General features: G+C 71.0%; 17 protein-coding genes. 8 read left to right on the plus strand and 9 right to left on the minus strand.

Features of this window, described 5'->3' with window-relative positions:
- Positions 1–102: 102 nt before the first annotated feature.
- The 5 genes from ABGB17_RS01655 to tmk form a co-directional block, all read right to left on the minus strand.
- Positions 103–1,299: a pentapeptide repeat-containing protein gene (locus tag ABGB17_RS01655; protein WP_347625873.1), complete on the minus strand. Its 1,197-nt coding sequence runs from the start codon at positions 1,297–1,299 to the stop codon at positions 103–105.
- Positions 1,300–1,448: 149 nt separating this feature from the next.
- Positions 1,449–1,769: a MazG nucleotide pyrophosphohydrolase domain-containing protein gene (locus tag ABGB17_RS01660; RefSeq protein WP_347625874.1), complete on the minus strand. Its 321-nt coding sequence runs from the start codon at positions 1,767–1,769 to the stop codon at positions 1,449–1,451.
- 59 nt (positions 1,770–1,828) lie between these two features.
- Positions 1,829–3,049, minus strand: a complete 1,221-nt coding sequence (locus ABGB17_RS01665) for a crosslink repair DNA glycosylase YcaQ family protein (RefSeq protein WP_347625875.1) — start codon at positions 3,047–3,049, stop codon at positions 1,829–1,831.
- A gap of 51 nt (positions 3,050–3,100) precedes the next feature.
- The gene (locus ABGB17_RS01670; RefSeq protein WP_347625876.1) at positions 3,101–4,411 is read right to left on the minus strand and encodes a radical SAM protein; all 1,311 of its coding nucleotides are present in this window, start codon (positions 4,409–4,411) and stop codon (positions 3,101–3,103) included.
- On the minus strand, positions 4,408–5,079 hold the full coding sequence (gene tmk, locus ABGB17_RS01675; RefSeq protein WP_347625877.1) for a dTMP kinase: 672 nt from the start codon (positions 5,077–5,079) through the stop codon (positions 4,408–4,410). The genes ABGB17_RS01670 and tmk overlap by 4 nt, the downstream gene beginning before the upstream one ends.
- 466 nt (positions 5,080–5,545) lie before the next feature.
- Between tmk and ABGB17_RS01680 the strand changes: the two genes are divergently transcribed.
- The 4 genes from ABGB17_RS01680 to ABGB17_RS01695 all read left to right on the plus strand — a co-directional run bounded on the left by ABGB17_RS01680 (position 5,546) and on the right by ABGB17_RS01695 (position 8,828).
- Positions 5,546–6,550, plus strand: a complete 1,005-nt coding sequence (locus ABGB17_RS01680; protein ID WP_347625878.1) for a hypothetical protein — start codon at positions 5,546–5,548, stop codon at positions 6,548–6,550.
- A 446-nt stretch (positions 6,551–6,996) separates the two neighbouring features.
- Positions 6,997–7,440, plus strand: a complete 444-nt coding sequence (locus tag ABGB17_RS01685; protein WP_347625879.1) for a hypothetical protein — start codon at positions 6,997–6,999, stop codon at positions 7,438–7,440.
- Positions 7,441–8,016: 576 nt separating this feature from the next.
- Complete coding sequence (locus ABGB17_RS01690; protein ID WP_347625880.1) at positions 8,017–8,208, plus strand: hypothetical protein; 192 nt, start codon at positions 8,017–8,019, stop codon at positions 8,206–8,208.
- A gap of 197 nt (positions 8,209–8,405) precedes the next feature.
- The gene (locus ABGB17_RS01695; RefSeq protein ID WP_347625881.1) at positions 8,406–8,828 is read left to right on the plus strand and encodes an IS3 family transposase; all 423 of its coding nucleotides are present in this window, start codon (positions 8,406–8,408) and stop codon (positions 8,826–8,828) included.
- Positions 8,829–8,917: 89 nt separating this feature from the next.
- Here the strand turns inward: ABGB17_RS01695 and ABGB17_RS01700 are convergent, their stop codons facing one another.
- Positions 8,918–9,997, minus strand: coding sequence for a GNAT family N-acetyltransferase (locus ABGB17_RS01700; RefSeq protein WP_347625882.1), 1,080 nt, complete (start codon positions 9,995–9,997; stop codon positions 8,918–8,920).
- Between the two features lie 7 nt (positions 9,998–10,004).
- Positions 10,005–13,121, minus strand: coding sequence for a glycoside hydrolase family 2 TIM barrel-domain containing protein (locus ABGB17_RS01705; RefSeq protein ID WP_347625883.1), 3,117 nt, complete (start codon positions 13,119–13,121; stop codon positions 10,005–10,007).
- Positions 13,122–13,214: 93 nt separating this feature from the next.
- On the opposite strand from ABGB17_RS01705, the gene ABGB17_RS01710 reads away from it, so the two are divergent.
- Positions 13,215–15,287 carry an alpha-galactosidase gene (locus tag ABGB17_RS01710; RefSeq protein ID WP_347625884.1) on the plus strand — a complete coding sequence of 691 codons (2,073 nt, stop codon included), beginning with the start codon at positions 13,215–13,217 and terminating at the stop codon, positions 15,285–15,287.
- A gap of 126 nt (positions 15,288–15,413) precedes the next feature.
- Here ABGB17_RS01710 and ABGB17_RS01715 read toward each other — a convergent pair whose 3' ends face one another.
- Complete coding sequence (locus ABGB17_RS01715; RefSeq protein WP_347625885.1) at positions 15,414–18,821, minus strand: S8 family serine peptidase; 3,408 nt, start codon at positions 18,819–18,821, stop codon at positions 15,414–15,416.
- A gap of 154 nt (positions 18,822–18,975) precedes the next feature.
- On the opposite strand from ABGB17_RS01715, the gene ABGB17_RS01720 reads away from it, so the two are divergent.
- Positions 18,976–19,941, plus strand: a complete 966-nt coding sequence (locus ABGB17_RS01720) for a helix-turn-helix domain-containing protein (protein WP_347625886.1) — start codon at positions 18,976–18,978, stop codon at positions 19,939–19,941.
- 242 nt (positions 19,942–20,183) lie between these two features.
- Positions 20,184–20,594 carry a VOC family protein gene (locus ABGB17_RS01725; protein WP_347625887.1) on the plus strand — a complete coding sequence of 137 codons (411 nt, stop codon included), beginning with the start codon at positions 20,184–20,186 and terminating at the stop codon, positions 20,592–20,594.
- 175 nt (positions 20,595–20,769) lie between these two features.
- On the opposite strand, the gene ABGB17_RS01730 is transcribed toward ABGB17_RS01725, so the two are convergent.
- The gene (locus ABGB17_RS01730; protein ID WP_347625888.1) at positions 20,770–22,431 is read right to left on the minus strand and encodes a serine/threonine-protein kinase; all 1,662 of its coding nucleotides are present in this window, start codon (positions 22,429–22,431) and stop codon (positions 20,770–20,772) included.
- A gap of 376 nt (positions 22,432–22,807) precedes the next feature.
- Here ABGB17_RS01730 and ABGB17_RS01735 point away from each other — a divergent pair, with 376 nt between their 5' ends.
- Positions 22,808–23,983 (plus strand): helix-turn-helix domain-containing protein, encoded by a 1,176-nt coding sequence (locus ABGB17_RS01735; protein WP_347625889.1) that lies wholly within the window; start codon positions 22,808–22,810, stop codon positions 23,981–23,983.
- The last annotated feature ends 120 nt before the right edge of the window (positions 23,984–24,103 follow it).

Here is a 24,103-nt window from a genome sequence, read left to right on the forward strand (position 1 = left end):
GACCTCCGGTCGGGTGAAGACGGCATCTCCACCACATCCGGAGGTCTTCCTATTGATCAGACACCAACCTCGGCCCGTCACCAACCTGGTGACCGAGTACAACTAGCCGCCAGGACGGCCTGGACCACTCTGGCGGCGCGGCCCCGGCCTGCCGCTCATCATCACCCATTCCGGGAACAACAGATCCGCGGGTACCGGATGCGGCAGCTCTACCTGTCTGCGGCCGGCACCGGCCTTGCCTAACCACTTTGCACTGCGGAGGTCGACCGTACCGCCGGTGAACTCCGCCTTGTCGAAGTTCACCGTGCCGCCGGAGAACTCCACAGCGTCGAAGCTCACCGTGCCAGCGGAAAACTCCCCGGCCTTGAAGATGATCCAGCCGTCGGAGAACTGAGCGTTGTCGAAGCTCACCGTGCCGCCGGAGAACTCCGCGCCATTGAAGTAGATCTTTCCGCCGGTCAGCCTCACGTACTTGAAGTTGACCGTGCCGCCGGAGAACCGCGTGTCGCGGAAGTCGACCCCATCGAGGAACCCCCCGCCGGTGGTGAACTCCGCCGAGTGGAAGTTGACCGTGGCGCCGGAAAATTCGGCGCCACAGAAGTCGACCCTGCTGTTGGAGAACTCTGCGCGGATGAAGTTGACCGTGCCGCCGGAGAACTCTGCGCGGATGAAGTTGACCGTGCCGCCGGAGAACTTGGCGTCGGTGAAGTAGACCGTGCCGCCGGAGAAGTTCGCACCGGTGAAGTCGCCGCCGTCGAAGACTACGCCGGTGAGATCGAAATCGTAACCCTGCCAGGACACGATGGCAGCGTCGCGTAGGTGGGCGCCGATGAGGCGGATGATGGTGTGGCGGACCTCACGCAAGCCGGCGAAAGCCAGCCGCTCGGCTTCTGGAGCGTTTTCTAGAGGCTGCGGGGTGTAGGGCATGCGCAGATAGGCGCACAGCACATCGATGCAGGTTTGGCGGAGCTGACGGGTGGGGGCGTCGTCAGCCAAGCCAGCCAGGGCGTGGACTCCGCCGAGTTTGACGGCTGGCGAGGGATCACCGAGCTGGGCGACCGCAGCGGTGAATCGGTCGGTGAGCTGGCCGCGTTCAGTGAGCTGGTGTGTTCGTTGCTGGCCTTGCTGGGCGGCTGTCACGCCGTCTTGTGCAGCCTGAGCGCTGCGTCGGGCGGACGCGGCGTTGGCGGCGGTGTAGTAGATCGCTGCGGCGGCCAGCAACCCGGTTCCGATGGACAAAGCACGGTTGCGTACCGCGTCCAGCGCTTCGGCCAGTTCCTTGCCCTGCAGACCGGTCACGCCATCTATGTGCTCCAGCGTCCACCGAGCCCCTGGCCCTAGCGATACCCACAACAGCCAGGCACAGGCAATCAGGGCTATGACCGCCCCCGCCGCCCGCGCTCCCCAAACGAAGAATTTCCGCTGCGCCATACGGAGACTAATGGGCGTCATGTCCAGACGCGCGTCTCGTTGATCTTTTCTTTCTCGCGTAGGGCGTCGGCCAGGTCGATGCCGGCGCGGTTGGCGATCGCAGCGAGGTAAATCAGGACGTCGGCGAGTTCGTCGCCGAGGGTTCCGGTGGTGCTGCTGGGGTCTATCGACAGGGCTATGTGTTTGCGTACGGCCTTGCACACCTCGCCGGTTTCTTCGGCGAGTTTCAGCGTCTGTTCCAGGATGGTGCTGTCGGTGAACCCGCGGGCCTTTTCCATGTCGGCGACGTAGCTTTGGATCTCGCCCAAGGTCAGTGGTGTGCTGGGCAGTGGGTGCATGGCGTTCCCTCTGGGATGGCTGCGAGAGACGTTACGGTAGCACCGGGTGAGATCGCCGCTCAGCCGAACAGCGCATCCGCAGCAGGTGGGAGCACCATCTGAGCTGGGCCGGGGCTCGGGCCTGCCGTACGGCCGGCGTGCAGCACCTGGGTGTGCTTGGAAGCGGCCGCGTGGATGTGCTTGCGCTGATCGGGGGTTGTCGCGCGGGGGACCAGCCGGGCACGGATTTCGCCGGTGGGCTGGTGCCAGGCCCATGTGCCGATGACGTGGCCGTTGTGGATGATCGTGGGCAGCACTTCGCCGATCTGGTTGAACGCCGTTGAGGCGGACAGGTCACGCAGGTAGCGGGCCCGGGTCTCGAAGTAAGCCTTGAGTGCGACGTCTTCGTGTCCCAGCAGGTGGATACCTGTCGTGTGGTCCAGTTCAGATGAGTCGATGAACTTGTTAAATCGCTCTTCGGGCATGTAGAGCGGGTTGTCGCTCCAGGGGCTGCGAAGCTCGATGAGCTTGACGCCGCAGCGCTCGATGCCGTTCAGCACGGCCGTGCGGGACAGGCCCGACCACCAGGTGGCGTCGCGGATGCTCACAGGGCCGTAGCGGTCGAGGTAAGCGCTGATGAGCCGCTCGACCGCCACCGGTGCTGGCAGGTCGGTCTGCAGCGCCGGATAGGTGCGTGCGGTAAGAGCGAAGGTCCGCACCTCACGGTTCCACCCGGCGGCGCCGTTGAGGTAGGTCAGGGTGCCGCGTTCCCAGGCCAGCTTGAGGGCCAGGCGGGTAAGGGGCACCGGGATGGCCGCGGTGGCGAGCCGGGTCTCGATGTCCCGGTGGTGCAGGGGACCGTTCTCGCCGAGCAGCTCGATGAGTGCTTTCGTGGCGGGCGCGGTGCTGTGTTCGGTGTGACCGGCGTTGACCAGGATGCGCAGCGCGTCTCGTTCCCGAAACCGCAGGGTGGCGGCGTGGGCTGCGGCCGCCAGGCCGAGCGGCAGCGTGTGCAGGGTTTTACGCATGCACCGCAGGGTGACCACGCGGCTTCGGGTCGCCGGGGTGAACAGGCTGAGCGCGATCGCAGGGTCCTTGGCGCGGGCGGCCACGGTGGCGAACGGCGACGGCAGCCGCGCGGCATGCAGCCCCAATGCCGCTTCAGCGATCTGCTCGACGCTCTCGCCTCGGGTATGGGCTGCCAGGCCTTGCCGGGTCAGCACCCAGTTCCACAGCCTGTCCGCTTCCTGCGCGTCGAGGGTGTACGAGCCCACGGTGGCGGGTGCGGAACGCTCGGCCATGCGGGGCACCGTAGCAGCGCCAGGGACTGCTGAGGGTGGTGATACGAGGATTCACCCTTGAGGCCCCCAGGTGTCTTCGACGAAGGCGCGCAGTTCGGCGTAGGACGCCTGGGTCTGTTCCCAGTCGGTTGCGCTGCCCCACCAGTGCCGCTCGTTGTGGTGGATGTGGAACTTCTCCCAGTCGCCGTCCCAGCCGGGCTGGTGGTGGGTGCCGTGGATGCCGAGCTCGGCCGCCTGGTGGTACACCTGCGTGCCGGGTAGCGGCACGAACCTGAACAGCGACACCCGGCCGAGCATGGGCTGAAGCTCGCGCAGCAGGGTGATGGTCTCGCGGGTCGTCTCGGTGTTCTCCCCCGGGTAGCCGTGGATGATGAACGCTTTGGGGGAGATGCCTGCCTTGGCGGTGGCCTCGACGGCCGCACGGATCTTGGCCTGCGTGGTGTTCTTACGCATGGCTTTGAGCAGGCGTTCGCTGCCGGACTCGACACCGTATTTGATCTCGATGCATCCGGCGGCGGCCATGGTCTCCAGCAGCGCCGCGTCGACGGTGTCGACCCGGGACAGGGCCGACCAGCGCAGGCCGAGGTCGGTGATGTGGTGGCAGATGTCGGTGACCTTGGCCTTGTTGACGATGAAGTTGTCGTCGACGATGGCGAAGCCCTCGATGCCGTAGGTGTCGATGAGGTGGGTGAGTTCGTGGCGGGCGCTCGCGCCGCCACGGTATTGCATGCGCCGCTGGGCGACCGCGCAGAACGTACACGGGAACGGGCAGCCACGGCTGAACATGACGTGCGCCATCTGGGTGCCGGTGCCGGCGAGCCGGTCGGGCAGCACGATGTCGTCACGCGGAAGCAGATGGCGTGCTGGGAGCGGCAGAGAGTCGATGTCGCGCATCAGCGGCCTGCCCGCGGTGCGGATGATCTGCCCGTCGCGTTCGAACAGCATCCCGGCGACGCCGCTGAAGTCCCGGTCGCCGGCGTGCTCGAGCAGTTCCAGCAACACCTGTTCGGCTTCGCCGTCCGCGACGACGTGCGCGTTCAGGTCGCGCAGGGTTTCGGCGGGGTAGAAGTTGGCGTGGACGCCGCCGGCCATGACCAGGGCACCAGGATCGATCGCCGATGCGCGGCGGGCCTGGACCATCAGGCCGTAGGTGGCCGAGGAGGCCAGGCTGAACCCGACCGCGTCGAACCCGGTGAGGTCCAGGCTGGTGTGCCCGGGTGCCACGCGCCTGATCTCGACGTGGTGTCCGGCGTGCTCGGCGACCGCCGCCAGGTAGAGCACGCCGAACGGCGGGAACTCCTTGCGCTGCTGCTTGAAGCGGGCCATGTCGTAGACCTCGGGGTAGAGCAGTGCGACCTTCATGCCGTTACCTCCGGCGGGGGAAGCAGTCGGCGGGCCCGGGTGGCGAGCGCCGCGGTGATGTGCCCGGCCAGGACCGCTGCGACAGCGGGGGCGTCGGCTTGTTCCACGTGGTGGATCACTGTCACGGCTCCCTGCGTGTCCATGCGCTGGGCGACCTGGAGGAACAACTCGTGCTCGCGCTGCGCGGCCGCGAGGTGGTCGTGGTGGAAACGGCTGTACTGGCCGCGTTGCCGGGCACGGGCCAGGCAACGCACCGGTTCGTCCATCAGGAAGATCGTCAGGTCGGCCTGCCGGGCGTGCCGGTACAGCCCGCTGATGAACTCCTCGTCGGCCCCGTCGATCCGGTCCAGCACATGCGCGGTCGGAACGAATCGATCGCACACCACGATGTGACCGGCCCGCAGATGCGGCTCGATGACCGTGGAGATGTGGTGGTACCGGTCGGCGGCGACCAGGCACGTCAACGCCAGCCCGTGGAACCGGTGGGTGCTTGATCGGGCCAAGGAGCCGATCGGGGAGTCCGACGGCTGTGCGGTGCACACCGCCGGCAGGCCGCGGCCGGTCAGCAGATCGCACAGCAACCGGCTGCAGGTGGTCTTCCCCGCACCGCTGGGCCCGTCCAGCGTGACCAGGAACCCGGGAGTGTGCCGATCGTTCTCACTGTGCATCGTTCCTCCTCCGTCGAGGAAGCTGGGCACGCATTGGGTGAGTACGAGTTGACAGTGCGCCACCGCAGGCTCATGGTCGAGGGTGTCGCGATGTGAATCGATGTGAATGGCACCGCCAGTGGCCCCCAGACGTGTCCGTCCGATCGCGAACCAGGCTCTGGCCGCTGCGATAGCGGCGGCCGGCTGGACCCATGAGGAAGTCGCCGGCGCCATCCGCCGGACCGCCGCTGAGAACCACATCCAGTTGTCTTACGACGCCTCCACGGTGGGGCACTGGCTGACCGGCAGCGTTCCCCGGCGTGAGGGTGCATGCGCGGCGGTGGAGGCGTTCCGGCGGCGACTGGCCCGGCCCGGCCTCACACCGCAGGATCTCGGCTGGCCACCGGTTCCCGGGGACGCCGCAGTTGGAGACGATCCATGGGAAGGCGATCCGGTCGCCCGGCTATCCGCCCTCGGAGAGGACGACATGAACCGCCGCACCGCGCTCACCACCAGCCTGTACTCGCTGGCCGTGCTCACCGTGCCCTCTCCCACCGCCAGAGTGAAACCCCGGCCAGGCACCGCTCACCGCGGCGGCCCCGGCGACGTCGACCGGATCCGGGAGATGACGCGCCGCCTGGCCGACGCCGACGACCTGTACGGCGGCGGCCACGCCCGCGCCACGGTCGCGGCCTACCTGACCAGGGACGTCACCCCGCTGCTGCGCGGCACCACGGGCAAGACACGTCCGGCGCTGTTCACCGCGGCCGCGGAACTGGCCTACCTGGCCGGGTGGATGGCCGCCGACGCCGGCGCGGCCGGACTGAGCCAGCGCTACTACATCCAAGCCGTCCGACTCGGCGACGAAGCCGGCAACCCGCTCATCCGCTCCACCGCGCTACGGTCGATGGCGGCCCAAGCCACCGAGCTCGGCCACGCGACCCAGGGCCTGGCCCTGGCCGACGCCGCAGCGAACGGACTCGGCCGCAACTGCCCGCCGCAGACCCGGGCCTGGATCACCGGTGTGCGCGCCCAAGCCCACGCCGCCCTGGGCAACCGCCGCCAAGCTCTCGACCTTCTACGGGCCGCCGAGCAGGACCTGGAGCGCGCCGACTCGCTTCCGCGGTCGCAGTGGACGGGGAACTACCGGCGCGAGTCGTTGCAGCACGAGACCGGGCTCATCATGACCTGGCTCGGCGACCTGCCGACCGCCGAGGAGCACTTCGCCGCATCACTCGGCTCCCGCCGCGCCACCGAGCGCCGCGCCCGCGCGCTGATCGGCGCCCGCCTGGCCTGCGCCCAGGTCCGCAACGGCCGCGTCCAGGAGTCCGCGCAGACTGTGCTCAGCCTGCGAGACGATCTCGTATCGGTGTTGTCGGCGCGGGTCACCGCGCAGTTGCGCGGCCTCCGGGCCGCATGGCAGCCCTTCCGGACCGAGCCCCAGGTGATCCAGGGCGATGTGTTGCTGGCTGCTGTGCTGACCACATGCTGACTTTGTGCCGAGGTGAAACTATCGCCGACAAGAGTCTGATCAGCGTTGTAGGCAGTTCTTGTCGGGTGTAAAGGGCATGCTGGTGCGAGCCCGCACCAAGCAAGAGAGTCATCCTTGGCGTTGAACCTCCGCCGCGCAGGACCGGCGCGTGGCGCTGGCACGCGCCGTCGTCGACGGGCTGTTCACCGCGATTACGAACGTCGAGTGGTTGCTTCGTGAGGTTTCCCTTGACCCGCAGCCCGTTGGCTGTGACGCGGAAGTCCGTTCGACCGCAAACAGGAGACGTGACATAGAATTCCTACTCACAGTCACGACCACACATCCGACCGCGCCAAACTTTCTTATTTCCATTTGAAGCGCTAGTGGGAGACCGTACGGTCGAAGGCAACACATTCCCGTCATATCGAGAGGCTTCCATGGCTCGACCACAGACACGAGTTCACTGGATGATCTGGCTCGTGACCGGTACTGTGATCATGGCGCTGGGGCTGCTCCTCCTGGTGGCCGGTCTTGATGTCGCAGACAAGTACGCCCGTGTGATTGGAGCGCTGGGCAGCCTTGCCGCTCTCGGTCTGTCGCTGTCGGTCCGGGCCCACCGGTCTTCGCCCGCCGATCCGTCACGGGAAGAAACCGAGCCTGCTGCTGGGCAGCAGGTACACGCGTCCGCTATCGGGGGCGACGCTGTCCAAGTGCGGGGCGTGGGCGGGAACGTACGCATTGGCCGTGCACTGCCGCCGCAACCTGTAACCGGCTCGCCGCAGCCGCCGACAGTGGCCATCCCACGTGCCACCTCGCCTGGCCCTCAGTCGGTGACCAACGCACAGATTGGCGGATCGAGCGCCCAGATCAGCCAGGTCGCCGGTGATGTGGACGTCGACTGGAGGAAATGATGAGCGGCCCCACGGCACGTGGCAAGCATGACGCGGCAGAGAACCGTACGGGCGAGGGCCAGCGGGTGTCCGACACCCAAGCGACACGGGACGTAATCCAAATCCGGGCTGGCGGGGATGTCACGATCACCAATGCACCACCGGAATACCATCCGCACAAACGGGCCCGTTCGAGGAAAATCCAGACCTGGGCAGTAGCGGCCGTGGCAACTGTGGTTTTGGTGATCGTGCCGTTGGCCCCCTCTGCCCAGCCCGAGGACACCCGGACTGGCCGGCATGATGCCGTTCCGACGCCCATGAGGTCCGCCGCGCCGGCCACCCCAGTCGCGGCATCCCCGTCGCTCGTGACCGCCAGCCCACCTCAGACCGCCTCCGACCGGTCCACGCCGTCCTCCACACCACGGGTGCCCAATGCCGTTTGTCGATGGCGGGGCGATCATCAATGCCGCACAAGGTCTAAAGTGAACTCCACTGAATCGATCGCCGAATGTAGCGGGTCGGGAGGACAGGGAGGCGGGAAATGCGTGACACGTGTCGACTGATCAATCGTGCCAATTGGCCGAGCTACGTTAGTCCATGCAGAAGCGGAGCCTTCACACCGCCTGGCAATCCGCCCGGACCGAACGGCTCGTCAGCCAAGCCGCGACCAGCGCGGAGAAGAAGGAACTTGCCGAGCTACGCCGCCGCAATAAGCAGCTGGAGATGGAAAACGACATCCTCGAGCGGGCGGCGGCGTACTTCACCCGGGAAAATGTCCTCCCAAAGTAATCTACTCGCTGGTCCGCGAACTCGCCGACGACCACGTTCCGGTCGCGGTGGCCTGTCGAGTACTCCAGGTGTCGACATCGGGATATTACGATTGGCTCGGCCGCCCCGAGCCGCCGCGTGAACTCCGGAACAAAGAACTCACAAAGCTGATCCGCCGGATCCACGCCGACTCGCGCGGCAGTTACGGCTAGCCGCGGGTGCATGCCGAGCTGCGGCTGGGAGCGGGCGAGGAGGTCAACCGCAAGCGCGTCGAACGGCTCATGCGCGCGGTCGGCCTGCAGGGCGCCTACCGGCGCAAGGGTCGCCGCAACCGCGTCAACCAGGCCACCGAGGAGGACCTGGTGCAGCGGCGCTTGCACGTGCAGGCGCCCGATCGGCTGTGGCTGACCGACATCACCGAGCATCCCACCGGTGAAGGGAAAGATGTATTGCGCTGCCGTCATGGACGCCTATTCACGACGCATCATCGGCTGGTCCATCGACTCACGGCAGAACACAGATCTGGTGGTGAACGCATTAGCGATGGCTGTGACCCGGCGGAAGCCGGATGCGCGCTCCACAATTCTCCATTCCGATCACGGGACGCAAACCCCAACACCAATCTGGAGCCGACGCCGTGAAAAGCCTCAGCGACGCGCCAGACAACAAGGAATCTGCAGTGATGAGTGACCTCTTCGCACGAGCCCGCCGACGCCGAGGCCGCTGATCTTTACCACCTCGTCGGCCGGGTGGCCGGAGGCGTCGGGGTGGGGCCGTGCCAGAGGCGTTCGCCGTGGTCGAAACGGGGGGTGGGGGTCAGGCCCAGGTGGGTGGCTATCGCCATCGAGGCGTGGTGGGCGGGGTGGATGTGGGCCTGGACGGTGGTGATGCCTCGGGTGTGGAGCCAGTGGGTCAGGGCGGTGGTGGCTTCCTTGGCGTAGCCCTGTTTCTGCCAGGGGGCGCCGATGATCCAGGCCATCTCGGCGGAGGAGGAGCCGGTGGGGATGGTGGCCTGGACGGTGCCTATGGCTCTGGCGTCACTGTGGAGGCGGAGGGTCCAGTTGCGCCATTCCTCGGTGTGGTCGGGGGAGTGGCCTCTGGTCTGGATCTCGTAGCGGGTGCGGAGGGAGTCGGCGGTGGGCGGGGTGCCGCCGGTGAAGGTGTAGAGGGTGGGGGAGGACAGGACCTCGGCCATCTCGTCCGCGTCGGTGACCTTCAGGGGGTGCAGGGTGAGCCGTCCGGCTCTGATGGGGGTGTCCTGTTCCCAGTGGGGTGGGAGCCGGTAGGTCCAGCCTTCGCGCCAGTTGAAGGGGGCGTCGACCAGATGGGCCAGGGGGGTGCCGGTGAGGAGATGGTCGAGGGCCCAGCGGTTGGCGGAGTGGGCGATCAGCAGGACGCGGGTGCCGGGTCGGTGGCGGGTCGTCAGGTCGCGGAGGAAGGACACGGTGCGGTCCACGACGTCGTGGTAGCTCTCGCCGCCGGGCCACGGGGTGGCGATGTGGGCGGCGCGGTGCGGGGCCAGGGATTTCACCGGGGTGCCGTTGAGGTGGCCGTAGTCGCATTCGCGCAGGCGGGGGTCCCGGTGGATCGGCACCGGGTGGCCGGCGAAGGCGGTTTCCGCGGTCTGGACGGCCCGGCGGAGGTCTGAGGTGTAGACGGCGGCGAGGGGGTCGTCGCGGCGGCGGGCGCCCAGCTCGGCGGCGAGTTCCCGGCCGCGGGGGGAGAGCTCGCCGGGGAGGTGCCCGGTGGCGATGCCCGTCTCGTTGTCGGTGGTGATGGAGTGGGTCTCGTAGACGATGGTCACCGTCATGGGGCGGTCACAGCTCTCGGACGGTGAAGGAGAAGGTCGCGGGGGCGACCTCCAGGCGGTAGCGGGGCAGGACGCCGGGGCCGCAGGAACGGGAGCCAATGCCGTGCAGGGCCCTGTCGGTGTGCAGGTGGATGTGGGGGCCGGGGACGAGGTCGGGGGTGTGGGTGGCGGCGGCGAGTTCCTGGCCGGTCCAGGGGCGGGCGGAGAAGTCGAACAGGGCGCCGTCGCCGGTGACGCGGACGCCGTGGCCGCGGGGGTCGGTGAGGTCGACGTGGCGGACGGCGGTGCGGTTGCCGTTCTCCTGGGGGCGGACGTACGGGGTCTGCAGGTCGGTGACGGTGGAGCGGAACAGGCCGATGCGGGCGGCGCGGCGGGTGTCAGGGTAGGCCTCGCCGGGGCCGGCGCCGAACCATGTGGCGGTGGTGACGTGCGGTGGGAGGCGCCAGCGCAGGCCCATGCGGGCCAGAGGGCCGGGGGACCAGGTGCCGTACGGTGTGGCGGTGACCTCCACGGTGAGGTGGCCCGCGTGGGTGGTCCAGCGGTAGGCCGTCGTGTAGCCGCACGTGAGGGCCGGGGCGGCGGTGCGGGTCTCCACCAGTAACGCGTCGCCGGCGAGGTGGACGGCGACCGTGCGGTGGCGCAGGCGGTGCAGGCCGTTGCGGCGCCAGGCGGCGGCGTCGCAGTCCTCGCCGCCGAGGTCGTTGTCCGTGGGGGCCCGCCACAGGTCGAGCCACGGGCCCTCCAGGGCGGCGGCGCCGACACGGGCCAGGCGCCCGGTACGGGCGTCGAACTCGCCAGGGCCGAGACGGATCGTGCCGCCCTGGGGAAAGGGGCCCGCCGGCCCGGCGGTGGACCCGGCCGTGGAGGCGCGAAGGGCTGCCGGGGCCGCAGGGGCTGTGAAGGCTGGGGGGACCGCGGGGATCTGTGCGGCTGTGGGGACGGTGGCTGCTGGCGCGGCTGTGGAGGCGGGTGCGGCTATGGAGGCGGGCGCGGGTGCGGCTGTGGAGGCCGGTGCGGCTGTGGAGGCTGGTGCGGTCGTGGAGGCGGGGGGCGCGGCTGTGGAGGCGGGTGTGGTCGTGGAGGCGGGTGTGGTCGTGGCGGAGAGCAGGGAGTCGGGGGGTGGGGTGAGGTCTGCCTGGCCCCAGGCGACCTCGGGGCCGGCGGGGGCCCAGGGGGTGGCCGTGGCCAGGAGGGCGCGGACGGTGAGCCAGGTCTCGCCGGTGCGGTGCGGGAGCTCGGCGGGGGGGCTCACCACGGCGGAGTGGCCGGGAGGCAGGGGCGGGACGTCCAGGGTGCCGGTGGCGGTGGGGATGCCGTCGTGTTCGGTGGTCCAGGTGAAGGTCAGGTGGGAGAGGTCGGTGAAGTCGTGGCGGTTCTCGATGCGCACGGCGTCACCCTCGGGGGTGATGCGGACCGGTTCGACGACCTTCTTGTACTCCACCAGGCCGGGGGAGGGGGTGCGGTCGGGGAACAGGAGGCCGTCGCAGATGAAGTTGCCGTCGTGGTGGTCCTCGCCGAAGTCGCCGCCGTAGCCGTACGCGCCGGACGGCAGGCGCAGGGCCTGGTCGATCCACTCCCACACGAAGCCGCCCTGGAGGCGGGGGTAGGTGTCGAACAGCTCCTGGTACTCCGACAGGCCGCCGGGCCCGTTCCCCATGGCGTGGGCGTACTCGGTGAAGATGTACGGCATGCGGTTGCGCGGGTCGTCCGCCGGGTCGCCGGACCCGGGCTCGCCGGAGTTGAAGCGCTCGCCGGGCAGCAGCCCGCCCTCACCGATGCGCCGCACCACCTCGTGCGGGGTGTACATGTGCCCGCCGACGTCGACGTGCCGGCACAACACGTCGCCCTCGTAGTGGACGGGCCGGGACGGGTCGCGGCCGTGGATCCACTCGTACATCGCGGCGAGGTTCTGCCCCTCGCCGGCCTCGTTGCCGAGCGACCAGATGACGACGCTCGGGTGGTTCTTGTCCCGCTCCACCGTGCGGCGCGCCCGGTCGAGGTAGCAGTCGCGCCACCGCGGGTCGTCGCTGGGGTTGCCGGCCCAGCCCTGCGGCCCGAACCCGTGGGTCTCCAGGTCGCACTCGAGCACCACCCACAACCCGAGCTCGTCGCACAGGTCAAGGAACCGGGGATGCGGCGGGTAGTGCGCGGTGCGCACGGCGTTGACGTTGTGCCGTTTCATCAGCTCGATGTCGCGCCGCATCGTCTCCTCGGTGACGGCCCGCCCGAGGCCGGGGTCGAACTCGTGCCGGTTGACGCCGCGCAGCAGGACGCGCCTGCCGTTGACGGTGAGCAGCCCGCCGCACACCGCGACCGTGCGGAACCCCACCCGCAGCGGGACCGTCTCCTCCCCGGCGGTGAGCCACGCGTCGTACAGCCGGGGGATCTCCGCGCTCCACGGCTCCACGGCGGGGAACGTCACCGACAGCGGCCCGTCCACCACCCCGAGCTCGGGCACGGTCAGCGTCGCGGGCGCGGTGGTCTCCACCTCAAGCCGCCCGCCCCCGGTGGCCGCGTCGTACGAAGCGCGCACGGACACCTCGCGCAGGCCCACGCGGCGCAGGGAGACGTCGCGGAAGAGGCCGGACAGCCGCCAGGTGTCCTGGTCCTCCAGGTAGCTCCCCGCGGAGAACTGATGCACCCGCACCGCGAGCACGTTGCGCCCGGCCCGCAGGTGCGGGGTGGCGTCGAACTCCACCGGCAGGCGGCTGCCCATGCTCACCCCGAGCTCGGCACCGTTGAGCCACACCCGCAGGCACGAGTCGGCGCCCTCGAACCGCAGCACCGCGGGCCCCGCGTGCTCCCAGGAGAACTCGCGGCGGTAGTCGCCGGTGGGATTGTCGTCGGGCACGTACGGCGGGTCCACCGGGAACGGGTAGTCGACGTTGAGGTACACGGGCCGCCCGTGCCCCTCCAGCTGCCAGTGGGACGGCACCGGGATGAGGTCCCACGCCGAGTCGTCGAACCCGGGCGCCTCGAACCCGCCGGTGTCCACCGGCGCGTACGGCAGCAGCCGGAACCGCCACGCGCCGTTCAGGTCGAGCGCGGGCAGGCTGGACCGGAACGCCGCGCGGGGCGGCAGCGCGCCGTACCCGGGCGAGATCTCCTCGTAGTACCTGACCATGACGGACCTCCCGCACCCGACGCGGCCGGACGGTTGAAAAGATCGTACGGCGCGGAGCCCCCGCCGAAGGAACCCGACCCCGAGGAAAGCCGCATGAGCCACACCGTCCTGTCCGCCGCGGGCACCTGCCTGGTGCTCGACCACACCGGTCCCGGCCTGCCCGTGGTGCGTCACTTCGGCGCCGCCCTCGGCCCGGACGCCGGACCCGCACTGGAATCACTGACCCCGCTGGTGCCCCCGCCGCCGCTGCTCGCGGGCCAGGGAGACGGCTGGTTCGGCAGGCCGGGCCTCGCGGGCGGGCGCCCCGGCGACCACTGGCCGGTGCGGTGGACCGTGGACGGCGAGCCCGCGGCCGAGGCCGAGCCGGGCCGCGGCGGCCGGGTCACGGTGACCGCCGCGGACGAGCGGGCCGGGCTGCGGCTGGTGAGCGAGCTCGTCATGGACCCGCACGGTGTGCTCACGGCCCGGCACACGGTCACCAACACGCACGCCGGGCCGTACCGGCTGGACGGCCTGACCTGCGCCGTGCCGCTGCCCGCCCGCGCGGCGGAGCTGCTCGACCTCACCGGGCGCTGGGCGCTGGAGAAGGTGCCGCAGCGCCGCGCGTTCGGCCACGGCACCTGGGCGCGTGAGAGCAGGCGCGGCCGCACCGGCCACGACGCCACGGGACTGCTGGTCGCGGGCACCACCGGGTTCGGGTTCCGCCACGGCGAGGTGTGGGGGGTGCACGCCGCGTGGAGCGGCGGCCACACCCACCACGCCGAGCGCGTCGCCGAGGGCCACGCGCTGCTCGCGGCGGGCGAGCTGCTGGAGCCCGGCGAGATCACGCTCGGCGAGGGCGAGTCGTACCGCACCCCGTGGGTGTACTTCGCCTGGTCGGGCACCGGCCTCGACGACCTCGGCGGCCGCCTGCACGACCACCTGCGGGCCGCCCGCCCCCTCCCGGCGCGCCCCGTCACGCTGAACACCTGGGAGGCCGCCTACTTCGACCACGACCTCGGCCACCTGACCCGCCTCGCCGACCAGGCCGCCGCGGCCGGGATCGAGCGGTTCGTGCTGGACGACGGCTGGTTCCGCGGCCGCCGCCACGACCGGGCCGGGCTCGGCGACTGGTACGTGGACGAGACCGTGTGGCCCGGCGGCCTGCACCGCCTCGCCGGCCACGTGCGCGGCCTCGGCATGGAGTTCGGGTTGTGGTTCGAGCCCGAGATGGTCAACCCCGACTCCGACCTGGCCCGCGCGCACCCCGACTGGATCCTCGGCCGCGACGGACGCCCGCCGGGCCTCCAGCGCAACCAGCACACGCTCGACCTGGCCAGGCCCGAGGTCCACGCGTACCTGCTGGAGAGGCTCGACACCCTGGTGGGCGAGTACGCCCTGGACTACATCAAGTGGGACCACAACCGCGACATCGCCGAGCCGGTGCACGACGGCGTGCCCGGCGTGCACCGGCAGACCCTCGCCGCGTACCGCCTCATCGACGAGCTGCGCCGCCGCCACCCCGCGCTGGAGATCGAGTCGTGCTCCTCCGGCGGCGCACGCGCCGACTACGGCATCCTCGCCCGCACCGACCGGGTGTGGACCTCCGACAGCAACGACGCCATCGACCGGCAGGCGATCCAGCGCTGGACCGGCCTGCTGGTGCCGCCGGAGCGCATGGGCTGCCACGTCGGCGCCCCCGCCGACCACATCACCGGCCGCGCGCTGCCGCTGGCCTTCCGCGCCGCGACCGCGCTGTTCGGCCACATGGGCGTGGAATGGGACCTGACCGCGGCGACCCAGGAGGAACGCGACGAGCTGGCCGTGTGGATCGCCCTGCACAAGCGGCTGCGCCCGCTCCTGCACACCGGCCGCGTGGTCCGCGCCGACCACCCCGACCCGTCGGCGCTGGTGCACGGCGTCACCGCCTCCGGCCACGCGGTGTACGCGTACGTCCAGCTCACCTCCCGGGTCGCCGCCGCCGGGGACCCGGTCCGCCTGCCCGGCCTGGACCCCGCCGCCCGCTACGAGGTGACGGTCCCCGGCCCGCTCCCCGAGGGCGCCGCCCTGCCCCGCTGGGCCGCCGCCCCCCTGCGCCTGCCCGGGGTGGTGCTCGCCGAGGCCGGCCTGCCCGCGCCCGCGTTGCGGCCCGCGTCCGTCCTGCTCATCGAGGTGACCCGGGTCTGATTCCCCGAGGTCATGCAGCCGCCGGCCGCCTTCGTGCGACCGGCCGGCGTGTTGAGGAAACGGGCCGGGGCCGGCCGCGGGGAGTCGTCCGCGGCCGGCCCCGGATGGTGCCGGTGGTGCCTTGTGTCAGTGCCGCGTCACCGTGAAGGTCCCGGTGAGCGGGCCGAGTTCCACCGTGTACGTGCCGGGTTCGCTCCGGCGCACCTCGAACATGAGGCGCACCGCCTTGCCGGGGGCCGCCCGCACCGTGCGGCGGGGCTCCGCGTGGTCGCCCACGACCAGTTCGGCGTCGTACGCGCCGGCCGCCTCACCGACGTTCTTCACCCACGCCGTGACGCGCACCGGTCGCCCGGGGCGGGCGGTGTCCGGGCTGATCTCCAGCGACGACGGGGCGAACCGGGGCTCGGGGCCGGGCCGCCGGTCGTGCACGAACACGTCGTACCGGCGGTTGGTGTCGCCGTCCACGAGGTTCGCCGACGTGCTCTGGAAGGCGACGTACCGCCCGTCTCCGCTGACGGTCGGCAGCTCGGACGAACCGCTGCCCTCCGCGCCACCCGGAGCGCCGGAGACCCGCTCGATGGTGCCGGCGGCCAGGTCGCGCACGTAGACGTCGGTCTGGCCGTTGGTGTCACCCGGCGCCAGGTTGGCGGCGTAGGTGTAGAAGGCGATGGTGCGGCCGTCGTCGCTGAGGGACGGGGCGAAGGACAGGCTGTCGGCCGGCGTGCCGTCGAGGGCCGCCGACACCGGCGTCGTCGTGCCGGTCCGGCGGTCGTAGGCGTGGATCTGGAATCCCACCATGTAGACCACCACCTGGCCGTCGGCGCTGATGACCGGTCCCCCGGCCCCGGCGTCGCCCGGCACAGGGACGCGCTCGGTGGTGCCGGCCTGCCGGTCCCGTACGAACACGTCGTTCACGCCGTTGGTGTCGCCGGGCACGAGGTCCGCCGAGGCGCTCTCGAAGGCGACGTAACGGCCGTCGGCGCTGATGGCCTGCTCGCGTGAGCTCGCCGTGCCCTGCGCGCCGCCCGCCCCGACCGAGACGCGCTCGGTCGTGCCGTTGACCCGGTCGCGCACGAACACGTCGGTGGCGCCGTTGGTGTCGCCCGGCACGAGGTTGGTGGCGTCGCTGTTGAACACCGCGAACCTGCCGTCCGCGCTGAACGACGCCTGCGAGGACAGGCCGTCCGCCTGCGTGCCGTCGGGCGCCACCGAGATCCGCTCGGTCTTCCCGGTGAGCCGGTCGTGCACGAAGGTGTCGCTCTGGTCGTTGGTGTCGCCGGGCACCAGGTTCGTGGCCCCGCTGTTGAAGCCGACGAACCGACCGTCCGCGCTGACCATCGGGACCAGGGAGAAGCTGTCGCTCTGCGTCCCGTCGGAGGCCACCGACACCCGCTCGGTCTCCCCGGTGCGCAGGTCGGTCGCGAAGACGTCGAGGTCGTCGTTGGTGTCACCGGGCACGAGGTTGGACGCCGCGCTGGCGAACACCACGTGGTTGCCGTCGGCGCTGACGCGCGGCCACCACACGTCGGCGTCGGCCTGCTTGTGGTCCATCGCCAGTGAGACCCGCTCGGTGGGCGGCGGCTTCGGCAGAGCGAGGTCGGCCCGCGCCGTGCCGGTGCGGACCCGCACCCCGACGGGCTCCGACCGGGACAGGCCGGGTGCCGCGGCGGCGATCCGGTACTCGCCCTCGGGCACGTCGGCGACGGTGTACCTGCCGTTCAGGTCGGTCGTGCCCACCAGCCGGTCGGGCACGCCGAGCACGGTGACCGTCGCGCCCGGCACGGTGATGCCGGTCGGGCCGAACACCACCTGGCCGGAGATCCTGCCGCGGCGGGTCTGTTCGAGCGCGATCCGCACGTCGGTGAAGCGGTCCGCCTGGACGCGGACCTGGGCCGGCTCCTGCTTGTAGCCGAACCGGCTCAGCGTCAGGCCGTAGGTGCCTGCGGGGGCGCGGAACTCGAAGCGGCCCTTGGCGTCGGTGGTCACGGCGCGGCCCGTGCCGTCCCTGGCGACCGTCACGCCGCCGAGGGGCGCACGGGTCTTGCCGTCGGTGACGGTGCCGCGGACGCCGCTGGTGAGGGCCGCCTCGGCGACGGCGGCGTAGGCGTCGACGCGCCCGAGGCCGTAGCGCGGGTTGGGCCGCGCGCCGTAACGGTCGTCGGAGAACGACGTGCCCTCCAGGATGGCGAGCGTCTCGGCGGGCTCCATGTCCGGGCGGGCCTGCAGCATCAGCGCGACCACTCCGGAGACGTGCGGGGTGGCCATCGAGGTGCCGCTGAGCTCGTGGTAGCCGCCGCCGGGGACGGCCGACAACACGTCCACGCCGGGGGCGGAGACGTCCGGCACGACGTAGGTGTCCGGCCAGTCGCCCGGCGCGTCCACCCAGTCCTCGCGGCGCACCACGCCGCCGCAGGAGAACTCGGGCACGTCGTCGTTGACGTCGGTGGCGCCGACCGCCACGGCGTCGAACACGTTGCCGGGGCTGCCGGAGCCGCCGGGCAGGCAGTCGTTGCCGATGGCGAACGACGGGAAGGCGCCGGCCCGCAGGATGTTGCGGGTGGGCTCGATCATCTCGTCGGAGAAGCCCTCGCCGCCGAGCGACATGCTGACGATGTCGGCGGGCTCGCCGGCCGGCTCGCCGTTCCTGTCGTACGGCGCGACGGCCCACTGCATGCCGGCGATCACCTGGGCGAGCGTGCCGTTGCCGCCCGGGATGACCAGGCCGGCCATCAGGTCGACGCCCGGTGCCACACCGATCTGGGTGCCCGAGGCGTTCCCGCCGGCGACGGTGCCGGCGACGTGGGTGCCGTGGTAGCTGCTGTCGTGCGGCGTGGTGGGCACCGGCGCGCCGTCCGGGCCGAACTCGATCCAGCCGCCGGGGAAGTACGGGTCGGCGGCGTCGTCGGTGACGAGCTTGCCCGCGAGGTCGGGGTGGGTGATGTCGACGCCGGTGTCGAGCACCGCGACGCGCACGCCCTCACCGGTGAGGCCGCGCTCGCCGCGCACCCGGTCGGCGCCGATCTTCTTGATGCCCCACGTGGTCTCGCCCTCGGCCGCGGCGCGGCGCGGCTCCGTCTCCGGCGCGGTGAGGGTGAAGTTGGGGATGACCCGCTCCACCAGCGGGGACGCGGCGAGCGCGTCCAGGGTGGCGGGGCTGACCCGGACCAGGACCATGTTCTTCAGCCAGAACGTGTTGAGCACCTGGTCCCCGTGGGACTCGACCAGGTCGACCACCGGGGCCTGCGTGGCCTCGGCCGTCCTCTCCAGTTCCTCCGGCACCTCGTCCGGCTCCGCCGTCACGGCGGGTGGTTCCGGGGTGTCCACGATGACGACCGCCTCCACGCGGTCGCCGGCACGGATCTTCGCGTTGTCCAGCCGTTCGAGCAGCTCCGGGGCGATCTTCTCCCGGAGGGAGGGCTCCGCCGGAGGCTCCTGTGCCATCGCTGGGGGCAGGATCACGAACAGCGATCCGAGTGCCAGCAGCACCGCGAGAATCAGGCGTTGCCCGCGAGAACGCAGGGCGCACGGTGACATGGGGGGCTCCTTCGGCCAATTACACGCGGGGACGCAGGCGAAACGCTGACATGTGCCACGACCGGTGGACAAGGTAGAAAAGCGGCGAATACCGGACAGGTGACGGGAATGCGACAATGAACGCCGGGTCATCGGAGGACATCGGGGAGGCGTCGTGCTTGAGGCGATCGGGCTGAGCCAGCAGGACGAGACCGTGTACGGAGCCCTGGTGCGGCGGACGCAGGCCACCATCGCCGAGCTCGTCCAGGACTGCCACCTGCCCGAGTCGGGCGTCCGGCGGGCGCTGCGCACGCTCGCCGGCCTCGGCCTGGCCACCCGCTCGGCCGCGCGCCCGTTCCGGTACGTCGCCGTCTCGCCGGACAGCGGCCTGGAAGCCGTGCTGCGCGAGCACGAGGCGGGGCTCCAGGACGTCCGCCTGCACATCAGGACGCTGATGGAGATGTACCGCGCGGGCACCCGGTTCGCCCACCCGGGGGAGCTCATCGAGGTCATCTCCGGGCGCGACGAGGTCATCCACCGCTGGGTCCGCATGCAGCAGGAGACCCACGCCCAGATGCGCGGCTTCGACCGCCCGCCCTACGCCGCGCCGCAGGGGCACACCGAGTCCAACCACGTGGAGCTCGCCCTGCTCCAGCGCGGGGTGCGGTACCGCGTCATCTACGACAAGAGCGCCCTGGAGCTGCCCGGCTGGCTGGACGACGTCACCGCCGGCGTGCGTCAGGGCGAGCAGGCCAGGATCGCCGAGGTGCCGATGAAGCTCGCCATCTCCGACGACCGGCTGGCGATGCTCCCGCTGCTGCGGTCCGGCGACGACACGGTCACCGCCTCCTACCTCATCCACCCCTCGCCGCTGCTGGACGCGCTGGTCGCGCTGTTCGAGGTGACGTGGGAGCGCGCGGTCCCGGTCCGGCTCGGCGCGCTCGACACCGAGGACCTCTCGGCGGAGGAGACACGGCTGCTGGCCCTGCTCGCCTCGGGGGCGACCGACAAGGCGGCCGGCCGGGCCCTCGGCTGGAGCGAGCGGACCGTGCAGCGGCACGTCACCAAGCTGATGAGCCGGGTCGGGGCGCGCACCCGTTTCCAGATCGCGATGGAGGCCACCCGGCGCGGATGGATCTGAGCCGGGGTGGCGGTGGAGGCGCATCCGGTGCCCGTGGGCTCGTGCGGGTGAATTGGTTGCCGGAGCAACGAAGCGTCTTTTCTTAATGAAAGTTCGGATAACACATGAATTCGGGTTGAATCGGCCATGGAATCGGCCCTGCGGTGATCGTGATTTCCCCTCCGGCCCCGTGCCCGGTCCTGTCGGTGCCCGTCGCTAGTGTGGGCAGGTCAGGCATCGGCGCGACCATTCAGGAGGATCACATGACTTCCCGGCTCAATCCCTATATCAGCTTCGCCGGCGACGCCCGCCAGGCCATGGAGTTCTACCAGGGCGTGTTCGGCGGCGAGCTGACCCTGCGCACCTTCGGCGAGTTCGGCTCCCCCGAGCCCGACCTGGCCGACAAGGTCATGCACAGCATGCTGCAGACCTCCGAGGGCTTCACCCTCATGGGTTCCGACACCCCGCCCGGCATGACCCGCACCGTCGGTGACTCGGTCACCATCAGCCTCAGCGGCGAGGACGCCGACCAGCTCCGCGGCTACTGGGAGAAGCTCTCCGCCGGCGGCACGGTGTCGGCCCCCCTGGAGAAGCAGATGTGGGGCGACGAGTACGGCGCCTGCGTCGACCGCTTCGGCGTGAGCTGGATGGTCGACATCGTCCAGCAGGCCTGACCGCCGGGCCAGGACACGTACACGCTCACCCGGACCGGTGGAGGGTGCGGTCGTCGAGCCTGACGGTGATCTCTCCACCGGTTCCGGGGCGCGTGCGCGTTCACCGGGACCGGTGGAGGGTGCGGTCGTCGAGCCTGACGGTGATCTCTCCACCGGTTCCGGGGCGGATGCGCGTTCAGCCGGGGCGGTGCAGGGTGAAGTCGTCGAAGGAGACGGTGATCTGGCCGCCGTCGGCCTCGGGGACCTGCGCGAGCAGGCCTGACTGGCTGTGCGTGGTCTCCGGTGGCGGGTCGGTGTCCACGGTGTCGAGGGTCTTGGCGCCGTCGATCCACAACGTGAGGGCGACCCCTGTGGCGGCCCGCCGGCAGCGCGCCTGGACGCGGATGTTCTGGCCGGTGCGCGGGGCGGCGAGCTCGACGGGCGGCGTCACGTCGAGGCGCTTGCCCTGGGTGACCCTGACGATGCGGGCGGTCCCGTCCAGCCCGAGTGTGAACGCGTACCCGTTGGGCACGTCCTCGTCCCAGCGGCACAGCAGCCCGAAAGAGGCGCGTCCCGTGGTCCCCTCCCGGGTCTGCGCGGTCACCCCGATCAGCACGTCCCGTTCCGGGGTCCCCGCCGGTTCCTTGGCCGGCACGGGCGACAACGCCGCCCCGTAGTGGTCGGCCCGGTCGGCGTAGATGCTGTACACGCCGCGCTCGATCTCATACCCGTGGGTGACCCGTGTGTCGCCCGCTCCGTCCGGCGCGAACGTGTACCCGTCCCAGTTCCCCCGCTCACTAAAGTCGTCCCTGTACAACAGCACCCCCGCCTCGGGCTCCGCCCCGCCGGCCTCGGGACGCAGCAGGAGCACCCCCGCCGCGACGGCCACCGCCCCCGCGACGGCCACGGCGGGCCACAGCAGCCGCCGCCGCACCCGGCCCCTGACCGGCGCGCCCGCGATGACCGGCCGGGTCTCGCCCGCCGCGTCATGGGCCGGCGCGTCGTGTCCCGGGGGGTGCGGGATCGGTGTGGTCGTCGGTGGGGTGACGGAGTCCTCGCCGGTCAGCCGGTGCAGGAGTGCGGTGGCGGTGGGGCGGGCGGCGGGGTCCTTGGTCATGGAGGCGGACAGGAGGGGGCGGAGGTCGTCGGGGACGCCGGTGAGGTCGGGGCCGGCGGTGGTGATGGCGTACAGGAGGGCGGGGACGTTGTCGCCGGGGAACGCCGGGTGGCCGGTGGCGGCGTAGACCATCGTGGCGGCCCAGCTGAACAGGTCGGACGGGGTGCCGGGGGTGTGGCCGGCGAGTTGCTCGGGGGAGACGTAGGCGGGGGTGCCCACCAGGCCGGTGGACGTGGTGCCGTGCCCGACCACCCGGGCGATGCCGAAGTCGATGACGACCGGCCCTTCGGGGCCGAGGATCACGTTGCTCGGCTTGAAGTCGCGGTGCACGATGCCCGCCCGGTGGATCGCCGCCAGCGCGGTCAGCGTGGCCACCGCCAGGCGGTGCAGCCCGCTGCCGGTGCGCGGGCCGTCGGCCGCGACCGCCTCGGCCAGGGAGAGGCCGGGGATGTACTCGCTGACCACATACGGTCGGTCGTCGGCGGTGCCCACGTCCAGCACCCGCGCCGTGCAGAACGGCGCGACGCTGCGCGCGGTGTCGGCCTCCCGCAGGAACCGCCGCTGGCTCTCGGCGTCCGCCGCGCCTCTGGCGTGCAGCACCTTCACCGCCACCCGCGCCCCGGACGGCCCCTCGCCGAGATAGACGACGCCCTGCCCGCCCTCGCCGAGCACCCCGCTCAGCCGGTACTCGCCTATCTGCTCAGGTTCTCCCGGCCGGAGGGCACGCGGGCGCACGACCACCTCTTGGATCCTCTCGGCGCGATGACGCAGGGCCCCACCCTAGGGCTTGCCGCGCGACCGGGAAAGCGCCCCGTCGCGCCTCCCGCCACGGCCGCACGCCGTCGGTGCGGTGGGGTGTGCCGGGTGCGGGGGGAGTGGTGAGGTTGGTGAGGGAGGAGGGGTGAATTGGCGTTTATTTCATCAATTTTCACGAAGTTTCGATATATCGAGTTGTGCAACACCTGGTGAGCGCATCGGGTGCTTCGTGAGCATCCATAAACGGATGTCGGAAAACTGGAATTCCGGGCGCATATCTGGTTGGAGTCGCGCTGGTCACGATTCGGCTAAGTAGCATGACTCGGGACCCGCGTCCCCCACACCGACAAAGGGGTCAGGAATGAGGGGCTTCTTCCGCGTGCTGCGCCAACGGGCCGATGCCAACGCTCGTCGGGCGGTCGACCTCTACACGCGCGAGATGGCCGACTACCGCACGATGTGCGAGGACGAGCGCGGACGTGCCTCGTTGCTCGAATTCGCGGTCGCGCTGCGGCGGCGTACGTTCGAGCTGGCCGAGGAGAACCGGCCGTTCAGTGAGGACGACCTCGCTTACATGGCGGCGATGGGGAAGGAGCGCGGTGAGCAGGGGGTGTCGCTCGCCTCCCATCGGCGCGTGCTCGTGCTGCACACCACCTTGACGTTGCGTGAGGTGCAGGAGGCCGCGGGGCCGGACGACCTCGAAGCACTGATGATGACGCTCGACTGGCTCGGCCCGCACGGCACGACGGCGCAGGCCGCGTACAGCCGGGGCTACATGGCGGGGCAGCAGCGGCTGCTGCCGCTGGCCGCCCGGGTGCAGTTGCTGGCGAAGGCGTTGCTGGCCGACGACCCGGCCGCGACGGAACTGGCGCTCAACCTCGGCATGGGGGTGCCGGAGCGGTACGTCGTGACGGTGGTGCGGGTCGGGGGGCGGCCGATGCGCCGGGCGGGCGGGCCGCGGGACGACGTCATCGAGTTGCTGGTGAAGGAGCATCCCATCCCGCTGGCCTGGCCTACGCCGGAGGAGTTCGTGGCGCTGGTGCCCGGTGACGGGGCGCAGGCCGAGGAGCGCGCGCTGCAGGTGGCGCGTGACTTCGCCGCGTCGATCGGGCGGCCGTGCTCGGTGGGCGCGGCCTCGGGGCATGTGGACGCGCTCGCGGGCGCGTACACCCTGGCGCGGCGGGTCAGCCAGGCGGCGCCGTTCGAGAAGGTGCCGCGCCGTGCCCGCACCCTCGCCGACGTCTTCGTCGAGCTCGGCGCCGCGCGGGTGCCCGAGGCCGACGAGTGGCTGCACGAGGTGGCCCGCCGGCTGGGTGACGGGCCCGACCTCGTGGCCACACTCGAGGTCTACTACGGGTGCGACATGAACCGCCTGCGGGCCGCCGCGGCGCTGCACGTCCACCCCCGCACGCTGGACTACCGGTTGCAGCGTGTCCGTGAGCTGACGGGCCTGAACCCCGCCTCCACGCGGGGCGTCCTGGTGCTGAACACCGCCGTCGCGCGGCGTCTCGCGGGGGCCTGGCCCGACGCGATGTGAGCATCTGTCCGGAACCTGCCGCCGTGACCGGGCGCCGGGGTAAGGTCGAACCGGCGACGTAGGGGACGCGTCCGCCCGTTACCCGTGGAGCCGTGCACCAAGGACCTTCTTCACCGCTGT

This window comes from Sphaerisporangium sp. B11E5, from assembly GCF_039871875.1.
Taxonomy (GTDB): domain Bacteria; phylum Actinomycetota; class Actinomycetes; order Streptosporangiales; family Streptosporangiaceae; genus Sphaerisporangium.